Annotated in this window: 13 protein-coding genes; 12 read left to right on the forward strand and 1 reads right to left on the reverse strand. The window is 38.8% G+C overall.

Annotated elements, in window-relative coordinates; all coding sequences use genetic code 11:
• Positions 1-280 precede the first annotated feature (280 nt).
• Positions 281-2,449: a tetratricopeptide repeat protein gene (locus tag FCL46_RS00615; RefSeq protein ID WP_167505896.1), complete on the reverse strand. Its 2,169-nt coding sequence runs from the start codon at positions 2,447-2,449 to the stop codon at positions 281-283.
• A gap of 389 nt (positions 2,450-2,838) precedes the next feature.
• Here FCL46_RS00615 and FCL46_RS00620 point away from each other — a divergent pair, with 389 nt between their 5' ends.
• The 12 genes from FCL46_RS00620 to FCL46_RS00675 all read left to right on the forward strand — a co-directional run bounded on the left by FCL46_RS00620 (position 2,839) and on the right by FCL46_RS00675 (position 15,667).
• Positions 2,839-3,555, forward strand: a complete 717-nt coding sequence (locus FCL46_RS00620; protein ID WP_176371575.1) for a polysaccharide biosynthesis/export family protein — start codon at positions 2,839-2,841, stop codon at positions 3,553-3,555.
• A 21-nt stretch (positions 3,556-3,576) separates the two neighbouring features.
• Positions 3,577-5,019: a hypothetical protein gene (locus FCL46_RS00625; protein ID WP_136807963.1), complete on the forward strand. Its 1,443-nt coding sequence runs from the start codon at positions 3,577-3,579 to the stop codon at positions 5,017-5,019.
• 32 nt (positions 5,020-5,051) lie between these two features.
• Positions 5,052-5,708 carry an exosortase C-terminal domain/associated protein EpsI gene (locus FCL46_RS00630; RefSeq protein WP_136807962.1) on the forward strand — a complete coding sequence of 219 codons (657 nt, stop codon included), beginning with the start codon at positions 5,052-5,054 and terminating at the stop codon, positions 5,706-5,708.
• Positions 5,705-6,565: an exosortase/archaeosortase family protein gene (locus FCL46_RS00635; RefSeq protein ID WP_136807961.1), complete on the forward strand. Its 861-nt coding sequence runs from the start codon at positions 5,705-5,707 to the stop codon at positions 6,563-6,565. Before FCL46_RS00630 ends, FCL46_RS00635 begins: the two co-directional genes overlap by 4 nt.
• Before the next feature lie 212 nt (positions 6,566-6,777).
• Positions 6,778-7,815, forward strand: a complete 1,038-nt coding sequence (locus FCL46_RS00640) for a hypothetical protein (RefSeq protein ID WP_136807960.1) — start codon at positions 6,778-6,780, stop codon at positions 7,813-7,815.
• Positions 7,816-7,927: 112 nt separating this feature from the next.
• Positions 7,928-8,725 (forward strand): glycosyltransferase family 2 protein, encoded by a 798-nt coding sequence (locus FCL46_RS00645; RefSeq protein ID WP_136807959.1) that lies wholly within the window; start codon positions 7,928-7,930, stop codon positions 8,723-8,725.
• A 139-nt stretch (positions 8,726-8,864) separates the two neighbouring features.
• The gene (locus tag FCL46_RS00650) at positions 8,865-10,127 is read left to right on the forward strand and encodes an O-antigen ligase family protein (RefSeq protein ID WP_136807958.1); all 1,263 of its coding nucleotides are present in this window, start codon (positions 8,865-8,867) and stop codon (positions 10,125-10,127) included.
• A gap of 35 nt (positions 10,128-10,162) precedes the next feature.
• Positions 10,163-11,584: a flippase gene (locus tag FCL46_RS00655; RefSeq protein WP_136807957.1), complete on the forward strand. Its 1,422-nt coding sequence runs from the start codon at positions 10,163-10,165 to the stop codon at positions 11,582-11,584.
• Positions 11,585-11,596: 12 nt separating this feature from the next.
• Positions 11,597-12,718, forward strand: coding sequence for a glycosyltransferase (locus tag FCL46_RS00660; protein WP_136807956.1), 1,122 nt, complete (start codon positions 11,597-11,599; stop codon positions 12,716-12,718).
• Positions 12,715-13,857, forward strand: coding sequence for a glycosyltransferase (locus FCL46_RS00665; RefSeq protein ID WP_136807955.1), 1,143 nt, complete (start codon positions 12,715-12,717; stop codon positions 13,855-13,857). The genes FCL46_RS00660 and FCL46_RS00665 overlap by 4 nt, the downstream gene beginning before the upstream one ends.
• The gene (locus tag FCL46_RS00670; protein WP_136807954.1) at positions 13,854-14,387 is read left to right on the forward strand and encodes a serine O-acetyltransferase; all 534 of its coding nucleotides are present in this window, start codon (positions 13,854-13,856) and stop codon (positions 14,385-14,387) included. Before FCL46_RS00665 ends, FCL46_RS00670 begins: the two co-directional genes overlap by 4 nt.
• Positions 14,384-15,667 (forward strand): glycosyltransferase, encoded by a 1,284-nt coding sequence (locus FCL46_RS00675; protein ID WP_136807953.1) that lies wholly within the window; start codon positions 14,384-14,386, stop codon positions 15,665-15,667. Before FCL46_RS00670 ends, FCL46_RS00675 begins: the two co-directional genes overlap by 4 nt.
• The last annotated feature ends 345 nt before the right edge of the window (positions 15,668-16,012 follow it).

Raw genomic sequence — 16,012 nt, forward strand, 5'->3', positions numbered from 1 at the left:
TAAACGTTCTTCCAAAACGAAAGCCGAACTTGGTATGTCAAACGAGAGCACTTTAAACCTCATCTTTCACACTAAGCACCCTACTGAAACAATATTATTGCCATTTTTAACAAGATTTTGATCATATAGGGGGAGGTGTTGTATACTCTCAGTCCTCAGTCCTCAGTCCTCAGTCCTCAGTCCTCAGTCCTCAGTCCTCAGTCCTCAGTCCTCAGTCCTCAGTCCTCAGTCCTTACCCCTATCACCTCACACTTTACACCTCACATTTTAGCGCTTCAAATTATTGTTGAATTTCCTTTAAAAGTTCCTCAGCTTTTTCTCTTTCTGCAAATGGAGTTTTTGATTCAAGCGCCTTTTGCAGTGCAGGTAATGCTGCAGCTTTATCATTATTGGCGAACTGTGCTTGAGCGAGATGGTAATTAATTACAGGATCATCAGGCTTTTCAGCGAGTGCCTGTTCGAATTGAGAGATTGCAAGTCCGTATGCTTTTCGCTTGTAATGTACCGTCCCCAGTGTGTCCGAAATCCGTGGGTCATCAGGCAGGGCTTGTTTAGCCAGCATTGCCAGACGTAACGCCTCGCCAAGGTCACCATTTTCATCTTGTGCAATCAGGTAAGCAAGGTTATTGGCGGCAGCTGGTTGGTCTGATTTAAGCTCAAGGACACGTTTATACTGTGCTATGGCTTCAGGTATTTGCTGCCTAGCCTCATGTAATGTTGCAAGGCCTAAATTAGCCGGTATTGAATTCGGTTGAGTTTTAAGTAACTCGTTAAATTCAGTGATAGCCTCTTCAGTTTTACCAAGTGAGTGCATCACTTGAGCCCGTATAATATACGGCTGAGGGTTTTGCGGAGCGAGAGCCTGGGCCTTTGCAAAGGCGGTGAGAGCTGGTTCAGCCTGCTTGTCCCTCATAAGAAGCTCGCCCAGCAGCATATAATGGCCGGGTGCGTCTTCTGCGAGTCTTATTTGTTCTTCAACAGTTTTTATAGCAGCTTTTATATCGCCTTTTGATTGAATAGAAGTATACAAGCCAAGCGCTTTTGAGTTGTCAGGAGCTTGTTCAAGCAATTGCTTGAAGAGCTTAGCTGCCTCTTCTGGCTTGTTGTTGCCGAGATATGCAAGACCAAGGCTACCCATTACTTCTATATCGTTAGGGACAGTTTCCTGTATTTTCGATAGAAGCTTTATTGCATCGTCAAAACGCTTGTCCTGAAGGAGTGCTTTAGAGAGAAGCTTTGCAGCGGCGAAGTTGCGAGGGTTGAGGCGAAGTGCCATCGTTGCCTCTTTGCCTGCATTTTCAGAGTCTCCCTGGATGAGCAAAATTTGTGATTGCAAGGTATGGAATCGACTGTTTGCCGGAGACAATTGTAAGGCAGTTCGGCCAGCTTTTTGTGCCAGTTCTATTTCACCAAGGCGGAGATGGGTGAGAGCCAGAAAGTAATTTGGATCGGCCCATTTGGGATAGTTGGTGGTTAACGAGGTTAACAGGTCAACAGCTTCCCTGAGCTTGTTGTCGTTAAGTAAAAGTTTTGCTTTAACAAAGTTTGCTCCACCGTGTGCGGGGTTGGAAGCTAAAATCTCTTCCATGAGTGTGCGGGCCTTGTCGAAATTTTTCAGCTCAAAGTTGATGTCAGCCAAGGTTGATTTGATTTCGAGAGAATCAGGTAAATCTACTAATGCAGATTCAAGAAATTCCAAAGCTTGAGGGAGTTTCCCCTGAGTTTTGTAAAAATTTGCCACGATGAGGCGTAAAGAATCCGATTCGGGTTGTAATTCGATTCCTTTTAAAAAGGCTTTTTCAGCTTCATTAAATTTTTTATTATCATTGTAGTAATTGGCAAGCAGAATGTGTACTTGAGCATTGTCAGGGAAGGCGCTTACAGCTTTTTCAAAGAGTTTTTCAGTGTCTTCAACACGTTTTTGCTGTTGGTAGAGTATCAATAATGAACGATAATTTGTAAAATTCTCAGGGCCTTGTTCGATGGCTTTTAAAAACATTTCTTCACTTTCAGCGAACTTTTCCTGCGCAGCAAAGATTCGGCCCCGAATGTTATAAAAACGGTCTGATTTAGCTTTATCTGCATGTACCTTGTCAAGATACTGTAAGGCAGAATCAAAATTGCCGGAGACCAATTCGAGATTTGCCATAAGCGCAAGTGCGTCCGGATTGGCCGGTGCTTGTTCGAGAACTTTTTCGACATACTTTCTGCTCTCTTCAGTATTTTTTGAGAGTAGATAAAATTCTGCAACCTTAACATTGGCATCCAGATTTGCAGGGTCGAGATTTGCACTTCGCTGCAGCTCGCCAAACGCGGCACGCGGATTACCCTCTTTTAATTGAAGCAGGCCGAGTTGATAACGCGCATCGGCAAACTTCGGGTCGAGTTGGATTGCGTTCCGAAGCTCCAGGATTGCAGATTTTTGGTCTTCTTGTTGGATGTACTCCATTGCCCTACTATAGTGTTTTTGTTTTTTCTGCTCCGGGTCTTGGCAGGCGGATAGAAAAGAAAGTAGAAGCACGATGCAACAAAGGCTGAACCAGCGAGAATGTATCATAGGATTACCTTGTCAAAGATGTTAGTAAATTTCTTATTCTGGATAGGTTATTCGGAACATGTTGTCTTTATATAGTAATTATCTTTGGACAATTTAAGATAAAAAACTACTGTATAATAAATAAAAACGTTTTCCTATCGAAATCAGTGATTTTTTTGTCTGATTATTGTAAGTGTTAGGCGTTTGATCGTTTAGATTTTATAAATAATTGACAGATATCCGGAAATATGATCGAATTTACGATTCTGTTAATAGTTATTAATTTAATTAGAGAGGGTGCTATGACATGGCTTCGTGTAATATTTGCGAGTATTTTGTTTATTGTATTATTTTCGTCTCAGGGGTTTTGTGCACAATCAACTAAGGATATCACAGCATCCGATGATTTAAAACAGAAAGCAAAGGTTTCTGTTCTTGGTTCAGGGGCAGCCACAAAAAGTAGCGAAGTTGAATATATAATTGGTTCAGGGGATTTTCTTGAAATCCAAGTGTATGGTGAAGGGAGTATGGCAGTTTCAGCTCCTTATCCTGCTCCCAGCGGAGTTGGGGAAACTGGGACAGCTGGCAGTGGAGTGCAAGTTAGAATAGATGGGAGAATCTCGGTTAAGCATATAGGTGATGTTGAAGCTGACGGTATGACTTTAACGCAGTTGGCTGATTATCTAAAGATCCTGTATAGCACAGTATATGATGATCCAATAGTGACTGTTGTTCTCAATAAGAGCAACAGTAAGCGTTATACAGTTATGGGCAAGGTTGCCCAACCTGGTATTTTTCAGCTGGAATTTCCTATTAATCTTGTGCAGGTTATTGCAAGATCTGGTGGTTTTACTGAATGGGCAAATTCCGAGATGACTGTTGTGAGGAAAGAGTTGAGCAAAGATTCAAAATTATTTAACGGTAATACCTTACGGTTTGATTATGATGATTTTTTAGGTGGTCGTAAACTTGAGAGAAATATTCTCATTAAATCTGGCGATATAATTATTGTTCACTAAAAAGAAACTCGGGAATTCGCTATGAATATTCGTCTAATATTTTTGACTGTGCCTCTTAGTGTTACATTTGTGATGCAAAGTTATGCTGGTGTAAATACTTTGTCGGGCGGGATAGCTGCTGGATATGACCTAAGTGACAGAGCGTATGTTTCAGATACTCAGGAAGACGACAATACCTCCCGATTCACCATTTCTCCTTATATTACTATTTTGACAGAGTCGATAAAGCAATCTACTGAATTTAGGTACTCACCAACGTTTTATTATGACTTTGATGACAGTGAAAGTGATGTGGACCATAATCTCTCATTAGATTACACAAGGCGCTTAACGCGTAAATGGGATCTTGCCGTATCAGATACCTTCACAAATACAGATCAGTTTACCTCATCTACCCCGGCTGAGTCTGGCAATACTGATACTTATATTTCGCCTGCTGTCGGGTCGACTTATGTTTTACGAGACGAGAATGGTCGTAGGCGCTACTCCAACAACAGTCTATCTATCTCCACATCATATACGTATTACGAAGATAGTAGATTGTCTGTGGCATATGTATATGACATCCTGCGAAATGATGATGATGATTTCGGTACTTCATATGAGGATTACGATAAACACGATCTTGGCTTGGCGGTTGATCACAGAATTAACTCAAAATGGAGGACGGTCGGTTCTCTAGGTTACGTTCGAGGATTGTATGAAACTGTTGGTGCTGAAGATAGTGGTTCTCAGTCTGAGTCAACAGATGATTCTGATGACGTTCATGAATATCGCGCAGGCTTATCCTTGGAGAATGAGTATGTAAGGCATAAAACTTTGAGCTTAGCGTATGCTTTTAATGAAAGCGATTATGATTCTGAAGTGAGAGCTGACGAGCAAATACATGATATAACGTTGGGGTGGAAATGGATTGTTTCACCAACTTTGGACGTTAGTATTGGTGGTGGACCGACGTACAGTACGCGGGATGATACCAGTGGCGAATGGGATTATAATGGTAATGCTTCATTGAACTATAAAATCGAAAAGGGATCATTTACATTATCCACATCAAGTGGGCAGGATTTTGAAAATTTTTCGGGAACTGGTGAGCGTGGGAAAACTGAATTCTGGCAGACAAGGGCAAACTTTAGCTATACACCTATTCAGTACATGACAGTATCAGCATATGGATTATATCGTAACGAAGATCGTGAACAGATTTTAGAGAATACCGAGAATCAAGCAATACTGGATGATTTGGTTTCAGGGGATTCTGTTTCTGATACTCTTGCTTTGGGAACGGAGAATAATCAGAAATTCTCGGTAGGTTGTGGTTTGAGTTATAGGTTTGCTGAGAAGTATGTTGCCGATATTACATATGACTTTACTAATAATCAATCTGATGATGAGGGGAAAGAATACGACGATCACCGTGTACAGTTAACGTTGTCGTATGAGAATGACTTTTTTCAGTGGTAACGCCCTGATAATATATACGAAGAGTTTTTATAATGATAAGTAAAGCCAGAGTTTTAATCGTGCTGGTTTTGTTCGTAGTCACCTGGTACGTGATGGATGTTACCGGTGAGGTTAAACCGGTACCTATTAAAAAAACACTCTCCAAATTTCCACATTCCGTGGGTGAATACTCTTTGTCTAATTCTTTTCAGTCTTCATCTGAGGTTGTTGAGTTATTGGGGGTTGAGGACTACATTCAATACAACTACATTCACCCGGATGGCCGGAGAATAAATTTGTACGTTGGGTATTATGAGGCCGTTGGTATGGGGGCAGGCTATCATTCACCACGTAATTGTATTCCTGGGGGGGGGTGGGGTATAGATAATGTTATACCGCGAACATTAGACGTAAACTCACGAAGTAATGAAAAATCCAATATTTCAGAAATGGTTATCCGAAGGGGTAATGAGTTACAGGTAGTGTATTACTGGTACCAGAACCGAGGTCGGGTTATAGGTTCTGAATATTGGGAGAAGATATATCAGGTTATGGATGCACTTCTATCTGGTCGAAGAGATGGGGCATTTGTAAGAGTTATGGCATCTGTTCCAGGGAATGACCTTAGTACTACCAGGCTTGAGTTGGAAGACTTTTCTGAGAAGGTGATGGAGACCCTTAAAGATTATCTTCCAGGAGCACAAATATGACTAAACAGATGACACAGTTAAATAAGCAGGGGATGATTTGCTGCGGCGTTGTCATTGCTACGCTCCTAGCAATATATTTACCATTTCTGCAAAAACTGGTTTCTGACTGGGGAACAAATGAAGACTATTCTCATGGCTACTTTATTCCGGTCCTGAGTGCGTATTTCATCTGGTCAATGCGTTATCAGCTTGAGAAGATAGAGGTTCGGCCGAATAATGCAGGGTTGATCCTCATAGGGATTGGATTGCTCCAGCTTGTAGTCGGGAAGGTAGGTTCAGAATTATTCCTCCAGAGAACATCTCTAATATTGGTGCTGATCGGAGTAATACTGTTCTTACTTGGTTGGGAGTATTTTAAAAAGCTCCTTTTTCCAATTTTCTATATGGTATTCATGATCCCATTGCCAGCTATTGTATGGAATAATATTGCATTTCCAATGCAACTTTTCTCATCAGCAATTACTGAACAGGTCGTTTATCTATTTGGTATTCCAATCTTTCGGGAAGGAAATGTTCTCCATCTGCCTGAGACTACACTGGAGGTAGTTGCAGCATGTTCAGGTTTGCGATCATTGATGACAATGTTTGCTCTCAGTAGTGCATTGGCCTTTATGTCAAGGCTGAATAAATTAGGGAAATTTATTCAGTTCACTTCAGCTGCACCTATTGCGGTTATCGCAAATATTATTCGGCTTACTGGTACTGCAATTTTGGCCTCACGATTTGGCCCTGAAGTAGCTCATGGTTTTTTACACGACTTTTCCGGTATAGTGGTGTTCGTGCTTGGGCTAAGCCTGCTAATTGCAGTGAACACGTTATTGGCAGGACTGTCTTTCACTCAACAGACTCGATATTGAGATGAGTAACACTGTTCCTGGTGGCTGTTAATAAGCAATAAACGGTTGGTAACACAACGTTTGGCCATTCCTTGGCAGGGTTAGATGCCTAGTCGTAAAATTGAGTGAATTAAGCAGGGGCTTTTGTGGATTTTAGAGAGAGGTGCTCTTAAGTGTTAAGAAACACAGAAATTTGGTTGTTGTCGTATTTTCGACAAATAGGGAAATTTCTCTTGTCTGGTGAGAGAAAACAAGGAAAGCTACATATTCTTTTTACAATTTGCGATCATTATGAACCATATTGGAACAAAGTTGATAGGTCAACTGCATACTCTCGAGTGATGCGATGGCTAAAGCAATACCAAGCAATTGCTGAAAAACATACAGATTCATTTGGTCGAAATCCTAAGCATTGTTTTTTTTACCCAGAAGAAGAGTATGAAGCCGGACTATTGGAGATGGTCAAAGAAATCTGTGACAACGGATTTGGCGAAACCGAAATTCATCTCCATCATGACAATGACACAGCAGATAATCTTCGTTTGACTCTTTTAGATTTCAAACGGAGGCTAGCGGAGGAACATGGGCTTCTTTCTGTAGATAGGGATACTAATGAAATAAAATATGGTTTTATCCATGGCAACTGGGCATTAGATAATTCTCGTCCTGATGGAAAGTGGTGTGGTGTTAATAATGAAATAACGGTTCTCCAAGATACTGGTTGTTATGCCGATTTTACTATGCCGTCAGCGCCAAGCGATACGCAAACATCTACTATTAACAGTATTTATTATGCTATAGATGATCCTAATACACCTAAGTCGCATGATCGTGGCCGAAATGCCTTCGCCGGTGAATCTCAGAGAGATGGCTTATTGTGTATACAGGGCCCGTTAGCTTTCAATACACACAATAGAAAGTTTGGAATTCTACCTCGTATTGAAAATGGACGGGTGGCGGCTAATTCAGGGGTAGGTGTTGATCGACTGAAAGTATGGGATCGATGCAATATACATGTGGCTGGTCGCCCTGATATAGTTTTTGTAAAACTGTATAGTCATGGAACCCAGGAAAAAGATATGGACTTCTTTTTTGATAAAGGTGGTCTGGATGCACTGTTTACAAATTTGGAGAATTACTGTCAAAAAAACGAGTATTGTCTGCACTATGTGTCGGCGAGAAATATGTATAATGTCATTAAAGGTTTAGAAAGAGAAAACAGTCCAAATCCTCAGGATTTATATGATTATGAACTAAAACTCATTCGCTAAATACGGCCTGAGGTCTTTAGCCATATTTACATTAAAATGACGACAAACGTGGTGGATTATATCTTTCTGATATTAGAAATTTTTCGAGAGGGTATGTCGCGAGAAATATGAAATGTGTATAGATCTTTCTTTTATTATTCTTACATGGAATTCCGAAGACTATATTGAGCAATGTATTTTCTCATTTTCAAAGCAATGTGAAAATGAACATATTAATTGTCAATTTATAGTTGTTGATAATGGATCAAACGATACAACATTAGAGAAAATCAAGGAGTTGAATGACGGGTTGGATAATTCAATTACTCTCATTTCCCTTCCCGATAATATGGGTACAACGTATACTCGAAATATTGGTATAAAAAAATCAGTTGGGAAATATGTTTGTGTATTGGATTCTGATACAGAATTTGGTGCTGGATCTATTAAGCAGGTTCTTGATATATTAAATAGTGACAAACGTTTTGGAATAATAGCACCTAAGTTGGTTTTGGGGGATGGTACAATTCAGAATTCTGTGAAAAAGTTCCCAACCTTTATGTTGAAATTGAAAAAGACAATAAAAGCAATATTTAAAGTTAGAATTGTTGATAATGATTTTTATGAAGATTTTCCATTTGAAAAACAATGTGAAGTGGATAGTGCTATTTCCGCATGTTGGTTTTTTCGTAAAGAGTTAGTGGGGGAAGTTGGTTATCTGGATGAAAATATTTTTTATGCACCTGAAGATGTAGATTATTCAATGGTGGTCAAGAAAGCTGGTTATTCAGTTGTTTTTTTCCCAGAACTCAAAATCACACATTTTACTCAACAGATATCACATAAGCAGCCTTTTTCAAAATTATCACTTAGTCACTTTTGGGGGCTAATGTATTACTTCAGAAAACACGGCGGATGGTTTAAAGCATAGTGACCATTGATCTAATTGTAAATTTCAGCCCTCGAATGCAGTTATAGTCATTTGTTGTTTTTATGTTTGATTTTTAAGAAATATGTTGTTGACGAGATAATGCTAAATATGATCTACAAATGACTTTTAGGCCAAGGAAATGAAATTTATATTTGCGTGTCTTTTTGTTAGTCTCTACATTGTTAGACCCTTTGAATTTATTCCTTCACTCTATGGAAGTAGAATTTTACTCCTGTGTGGGGTTTTAGGATTATTGAGTGTAATTCTATCATCGATTAATACTAACCATAAAAAATGGTGTGCAAACGATAGCCTAATTGTTGGGTTCTTTCTTGCCATTCTACTATCACATGTCACTCAATTTTACTTAGCTGGTGTCATAGCGTCGTTCAATAAATTCTTGCCAGCATTTTTTGGATATTTTCTACTGTCTTACTCTGTTGAGACAAAAAAACAAGTGATTATGGTGTGCTATGTCATCGTTTTTTGCTGTTGTTTTGTTGCTGTTGAGGGGTGGTTTGAATACTCTCGGGGGGTATCTTATTTTGGTGTAGAACCCCTATTCCAGGCGTATACATCCAACGGTGAAAGACTGATTCATACGAGGATCAAATGGCTTGGGCCATTTTCAGATCCGAATGATTTAGCATTATTGTTTGTATTGCCTTTTCCTTTTTTAATTGCACGATTTAAACAGAACAAAATAATTTCGTTGATCGCACTGGCACTACTTGTTTTAGGCATTTATCTCACCAATTCTCGTGGTGGAGTGCTATCACTTTTCGTAGCTATCACGGTTTACTTTGTATTGTTGTACCGTAACACTAAAGGGATGATTTTAAGCGTAATTGTAATAGGTTTACTTTTTATACTCGGGCCAAGTAGATTGGGAGAGATATCAGCTGGAGAAAGTTCAGCCTCTGGAAGACTGGATGCATGGTATGCCGGATACCAAATGTTTAAGGAGAGTCCTCTGTTCGGAGTGGGAATGGGGATGTTCACAGATTTTCATGAACTTACTGCTCATAATTCTTTTGTCTTGATAATGGCTGAGTTAGGAGTGTTTGGTTTATTCTTTTTTGTAGGATTTTTTTGGATACCATTAAAAAGTTTTAAATCTTTTTTGTGGGGGGAACAACGTAATGACTTGTCACCCGAGGACATAGCTCTATTTTCAGCATTTGGCGCATGTCTTGCGGCTGTTGTGACATCTATGTCTTTTCTCAGTAGGTCTTATGTTTTTCTTCCATACCTCTTGGTTGCCCTAATTGTCAGGTTTGGATGGGTATTTTCTTCACGAGAATTTATGTTTGAGCCTGGCAATAATGTAATAAAGCAAATATCTATGTTAACGGTTTTAGGTATTATAGGTGTTAACATATTTATAAAAATATTTATATAAGATATTATTTCACTAATGTATTTTAAGGATTAACATTGAGCGGTTCACGCATTTTCAGGGTTGCTAAGAATTCAGCCATATTGGGCTTGCAACAGGTTGCTGTTAACCTTTTGTCAATTGTGGTCGTAGGTTATGTAGCAAGAAGTTTGGGGAAAGTTGATTATGGGATTTTCTCTCTGGCATTTACCTTTTCTATATTTTTCGCTTTTCTGGGGCAATTAGGATTAAGGACTCTTACTATCAGAGAGGTTGCAAGAGAGCGTGGTAAAGCAAATGTATATTTAGGTAAAATAATTCCAGCCCGAATTCTGCTCATAGGAATTATGACTGCAGTAATTCCTATGGTTGCAATGATCATGCAATATGACAAAAAGGCAGTGTATATTATATTTATTGCTGCTTTAGCAAATATGTTTGAACAGCTGTCTAAAATCATCAGTGATATATTTCAAGCTAATGAAGAAATGGGGAAGGTGGCTGTAAGGGACATATTGGTTAGAATATTTACTGGAGTGGCATCAATTGTTGTGCTGAAGGTAGGTTGTGGGCTAGTTACTGTTAGTTGGGTTTACGTAATAGGTGCTATGCTCGGATTATCTTTTAATGCCTATTTGTATAACAGGAGGTTTGAGTTCCCAGCCTTAAGTGTTGATCTGAAATTTATATGGACGAATATTAAGGAGGGCTTGAGTTTCATGTTGCTGGGTATGGCATCGACCATGTATACAAATGTAGATGTGTTCCTTATATCCAAAATACAGGATTTACAATCTGTAGGCGTATATAATGCTGCAGCGAATTTATTTTACAGGTTGAGCTTTGTAGCAGATGCAGTAGCAACTGCAAGCTTTCCAGCTATTGCTCAGTTATATTGGAAAGACTATCAGGGTGCAAGTGAGGTGATGTCTAAATCAATCAATGGAATTATACTTCTTTCAGTGCCTACTGCTATTGGTGGATGGCTACTGGCAGATGATATTATACTTTTGATTTTTGGACAAGAGTATCTGCTCTCAGCAGATGTTTTTAAAATACTCATTGTCTCTGTTCCATTTTTGTTTATTTCACTTCAGATACGTTATTCGCTTGGGGCTATAAAGTTACAGGGTACAGTGCTTAAAGTTGTATTAGTAGGTCTAGTGGTAAATATAGTTCTTAATTGTATTGTTATTCCGATATACGGAGTTATTGGAGCAGCGTGTGCTACTTTGTTTACGGAAATATTAACTTTTATATGGTTAGCTGTACTCGCGAGTAAGCATTTTATTTTAGCTGGAATGTTTAGGGGCATTCGGCTTATGTCTTTACCATTGACACTGATGGTGTTAGTCGTTTTTCTGGATCCTTTAAATAATATTATTATACGTATTGTTTTCGGAGCACTATCATATGTAGGAGCTCTCTATATCCTCGGGAAAGATGAGATCTCTCCTTACTTTAAAATGCTCAAAAAATGAATTGAAAGTTCAATGGAATACAATGATTACAAAAGAATTAAAGTATTGCATGTTGTTCTAAGCCTGAAAATAGGTGGCTTAGAGAAATTTGTGATTGATCTAATGCATCATCATTTGAGCAGTATCGATAGTCATGTGGTTTGCCTGGAAACGTTAGGTGCTTTTGGGGAACAACACGCTGGATTTCCAGTGTTGGTATTAGATAAAAAACCTGGTGTTAAATTGAACTGTGCATTAGCTATCCAAAAGTATGCGAATGCAAACAACATCGATGTTATTCATACACACAATGAGGGGGCTCATTTTTATGGTGCAATCGGCGGTTTTTTGTCCAAGGTCCCTGTTATTCACACCAGGCATGGTGTACACGATTTTACTAGCACTCAGTCTAAATTGCTTGAACGCTTTTCAAGCATGTTATCAGAACGAGTGGTTGGAGTTTCAAAAGATATTTCAGATTTGTACATTAATAGTTTAAACCTAGATGCTAATAAGGTTGCAACTATCCTAAATGGTGTTGACACTGATATATTTTCAGCCAGAAGCTGCAATAGGCAGGAAATATTATTAGCAAATATAGAAAACGATGTCATTCTAATCGGCATTGTAGCGAGACTGGCTCCAGTTAAAGATCATAAAACTCTCTTCACTGCATGTGATTTACTGTCACAATCCTATTCTAAATTTAAACTGGTTGTCGTTGGTGGGGGGCCTGAGGAAAATACGCTTAGACAGCTATCGACTGAACTTGAAATGGAAGACAGAATTATATTTTTAGGTCCTCGATATGATGTGTCAGTTATATTGAATTGCATAGATATTTTTGTTTTGTCCTCTAAAAGTGAGGGGATATCGATAACATTGCTTGAAGCGATGGCTAGTGGGTTGCCTGTTGTAGCAACAGATGTTGGTGGTAATCCTGAAGTTGTTATTGATGGCGAAACAGGGATACTCACACCTCCGGAAGACCCAGAGTCTTTCGCGGAACAACTTTTGAAACTCCTGCAGAGTCGTGAATTGCGTGACGCATATGGTTTAGCTGGCCGACAGCGGGTACTAGATAAATTCAGTATAAGAAGATCAGCAAAAGAGTATGAAGCACTATATCGTAGTATGCTAAAGGGGACGGTTTGAAAAAAAAGTTACTTTTTATCTCTACAATTTTCCCTAATAAATTGTCTAATCAGAATGCTACTTATAGCGTTCATACACTTGAAGGCTTGAAAGATTACTATGATGTTAAGGTCGTTAATCCCATTCCTTGGCATTTGAAAATTAAAAATAATATACAATTTCATTATAAAAAAAATGGGATTTCTGTCTATCATCCCACGCTGTGGTACCCTCCTGGTGTCTTGCGCAATTATTATGGCTGGTTTTATTTGAATTCTATCAAGTCGTGTGTGTCACAAATATTTGGAAGGGATAAAACAGATCTTGTTTTCTCAACATGGCTTTATCCTGATGGGTGGGCAGCTTCTAAAATTGCTGAACTATATTCGATACCTTCTGTTCTGAGGGCTATGGGTACTGATGTTAACAGGTTAAGTAATAATAATTCCGTTACAACAATGACTTTGGAAGCAATAAGTAATGCCAGGTTAACTATCTGCGTAAGCGCAGCATTAAGGGAAAGATTGATACATCTTGGTGCGGATTCTAATAAGTTAGAAGTCTTATATAATGGTATTCATAGAGAGATTTTTCACAAGATGGACCGATCCAAGGTACGGGATGAATTTGCTTGGAGTGAAGAAGAGACAATAGTACTTTATGTCGGTAATCTATTAAAAACAAAAGGGTTAGCTGAATTGGCGATAGCTTATGCTGGATTGATTGATAATCCATTGTATTCAAACGCCAGGCTGGTTATTGCTGGGGAAGGTCCATATAGACGACAATTGCTGGATGATCTGAAACACTATAATGTTGCCGATCGCACCTTATTCATGGGTAATTGTCCTCCACTTCAAATCGCTAAATTAATGAATTCAGCCGATGTTGTATGTTTGCCAAGCTACAGTGAAGGGCGACCTAATGTTGTCGTCGAGGCTTTAGGATGTAATGCTAAAGTTGTCGCTACAGCAGTTGGCGGTACACCTGAATTGAAAAAATTACACAAGAACTTGTATTTAATTCCAGCTAAGGATCCCCAACAGTTACAACAAGCTATAATTAAGGCATTAAACTCCCCTCCTTATGATGACAATGCCGAAGATTTGTATACCTGGCAAGATTATTCAAAAAAATTAGCTAATTGTTTCGAAAAATGAAAATAGTCGATGATTTTAGAGTAAAAGGTAAATGGTTATATGGTGAGGAATCCCAAAAGTCATTTTTTCGATCTCTGTGTAGCGATGCCTCTCTCAGTATGGTCCTTTTTCGCTCAATGGACTTTTTTAATACCCATTTAGTTACGAAACCTCTTGCAGCTGTTATCTGTAAACTTAATGCAATATTATGTGGAGCAGTCATTGGATGTGGGGCTTCCTTCGGTAGAGGCTTCGTTATATTGCATAGCGTTGGCGTCGTTATTAATAAAAAAACATGTGCTGGTTGTAATGTCGTTATTGAAAGTGGTGTAGTTATTGGTGAGGAAAAGCAGGGATGTCCTGTTTTAGGAAATGATATATTCATTGGGTCAGGTGCCAAGGTCTTCGGAGGTATAACCATTGGCGATAATGTGACCATAGGTGCCAATGCAGTTGTTAATAAATCGTTTCCGAGCGATGTCGTAATAGGCGGTGTGCCTGCCAGAATTCTTCTTCATAAAAAATCCAACCAGGCAACTGCTAAATTATGAAAAATGTCCTTGTTGTAGCATATGCCTTCCCCCCCATAGGGGGAGGAGGGGTTCAGCGGGTTACTAAATTTGTAAAATATTTACGAGATTATAGCTGGGAACCTATGGTATTGACAGTAGCCAACCCATCAGTACCAGTTATAGATCAGGCCATGCTGGATGAAATTCCACATGGAATTAGTATCTTTCGTGCCGGGTCAATTGAACCATCATATGCTAAGAAAAAAACACGCTCAGTCTCGGATCCTGGAATCGGAATCCGCTTAATAAAGGTATTGAAAAATATATTATCAAATATATTACTGCCTGATGTTCAGATCCTGTGGTGGCCAGGTCTTATTTTTAAACTGATAAAAATCATTCGCAACGAAAAACCTGATTGTTTGTTTGTTACCGCACCTCCATTTTCTACTTTTATTCCTGTCGTAGCTATTGGCAACATTTTTAAAATACCTGTGGTTCTTGATTATAGGGATGAGTGGAGTTTTTCGCGTAGTCAGTTGGAGAATGCATCTAAGAATCGGTTTGCAAAATTTTTAGATCAGTATTTAGAAAGATACGTAGTATCTAAATGCGATGCTATTACAGTTGCAACTCAGAGCTATTTAGACTCGCTTGTCATGCTATACCCCGTCAATGCAAGTAAGGTGACCGTAATTACCAATGGGTATGATGAACAGGATTTTATTTGTGGTGGTTTTAACGACTCTAGTTGTAATACTTCCGATATTACAATTATTTACTCAGGGACTGTCTGGAAGGCTACTTCTCTTCGCACATTTTGTGATGCTTTACGCTTAGTTTTCCAAAATGATGATACAACTGCTGCAGTTTTACGACTAAAAATATTTGGGAGGGTTGTCGATGCTGAACTTAAATATCTCGAAGAATTCGATTCCGGAAAAAGTATTGAACTGTTAGGGTATGTTGAGCATAAGACATTAATAGAAGAGTTTAGTAGTGGTGATGTTTTATTACTTGTCCTGAGTGACTTGCCTGGCGCCAATAAAATTATCGCAGCAAAAGTGTTTGAATATATGGCTACAGGAAAACACATTTTTGCCATCCTCCCAGATGGTGAACTCAAAAAACTCCTTTCTGAAAATTATGATAATGTTACCTTTGCTGAAGCCGGAAATGTTGATGATATAGCTCGAAAACTATTGATAATTTCTGAAAATATAGAAAGTATCCGAAAGAGAAAAGGTGTAGACATCTCTCGGTTTTCTAGAAAAGAACTAACAGGTCAGTTGAGTAAGGTCTTTGATCAATTGATTTAGATCTACAAAATGTGACAACTAATATGCCTCCTATTATGTTATGAAAATGAACATGATAGATCGAAGTATGATTGCACTATAACGTTAATAGTACCAATAAACTGGATTATGACTTTCTTTGGGTAATGCTATAACCTTACTAGCGCCCAAATATGAAGATCGATAATGTGGCTCTAACACTATGGTGTGTTAACTTGTATCTCATTGTAACTTAAAATAATTGCTTTCATAAAGTTGGAATTGGTTGAAGCGAAAAGACGTTCTGCGCAAGTAGAATAGAAATATGGAAGTATCCAAACCTAATTAGGAGTAGAATGGTATTCTACTCACAGAATGGAGTGTTCT

The organism is Desulfosediminicola flagellatus (genome assembly GCF_005116655.2).
Lineage (GTDB): Bacteria > Desulfobacterota > Desulfobulbia > Desulfobulbales > Desulfocapsaceae > Desulfopila > Desulfopila flagellata.

What these genes read in the sequence shown, in the direction of transcription:
- FCL46_RS00615 (WP_167505896.1), bottom strand. Translation starts at nt 2,449, where the DNA reads ATGGAGTACATCCAACAAGAAGACCAAAAATCTGCAATCCTGGAGCTT.
- FCL46_RS00620 (WP_176371575.1), top strand. Translation starts at nt 2,839, where the DNA reads ATGACATGGCTTCGTGTAATATTTGCGAGTATTTTGTTTATTGTATTA.
- FCL46_RS00625 (WP_136807963.1), top strand. Translation starts at nt 3,577, where the DNA reads ATGAATATTCGTCTAATATTTTTGACTGTGCCTCTTAGTGTTACATTT.
- FCL46_RS00630 (WP_136807962.1), top strand. Translation starts at nt 5,052, where the DNA reads ATGATAAGTAAAGCCAGAGTTTTAATCGTGCTGGTTTTGTTCGTAGTC.
- FCL46_RS00635 (WP_136807961.1), top strand. Translation starts at nt 5,705, where the DNA reads ATGACTAAACAGATGACACAGTTAAATAAGCAGGGGATGATTTGCTGC.
- FCL46_RS00645 (WP_136807959.1), top strand. Translation starts at nt 7,928, where the DNA reads ATGTGTATAGATCTTTCTTTTATTATTCTTACATGGAATTCCGAAGAC.
- FCL46_RS00650 (WP_136807958.1), top strand. Translation starts at nt 8,865, where the DNA reads ATGAAATTTATATTTGCGTGTCTTTTTGTTAGTCTCTACATTGTTAGA.
- FCL46_RS00660 (WP_136807956.1), top strand. Translation starts at nt 11,597, where the DNA reads ATGGAATACAATGATTACAAAAGAATTAAAGTATTGCATGTTGTTCTA.
- FCL46_RS00670 (WP_136807954.1), top strand. Translation starts at nt 13,854, where the DNA reads ATGAAAATAGTCGATGATTTTAGAGTAAAAGGTAAATGGTTATATGGT.
- FCL46_RS00675 (WP_136807953.1), top strand. Translation starts at nt 14,384, where the DNA reads ATGAAAAATGTCCTTGTTGTAGCATATGCCTTCCCCCCCATAGGGGGA.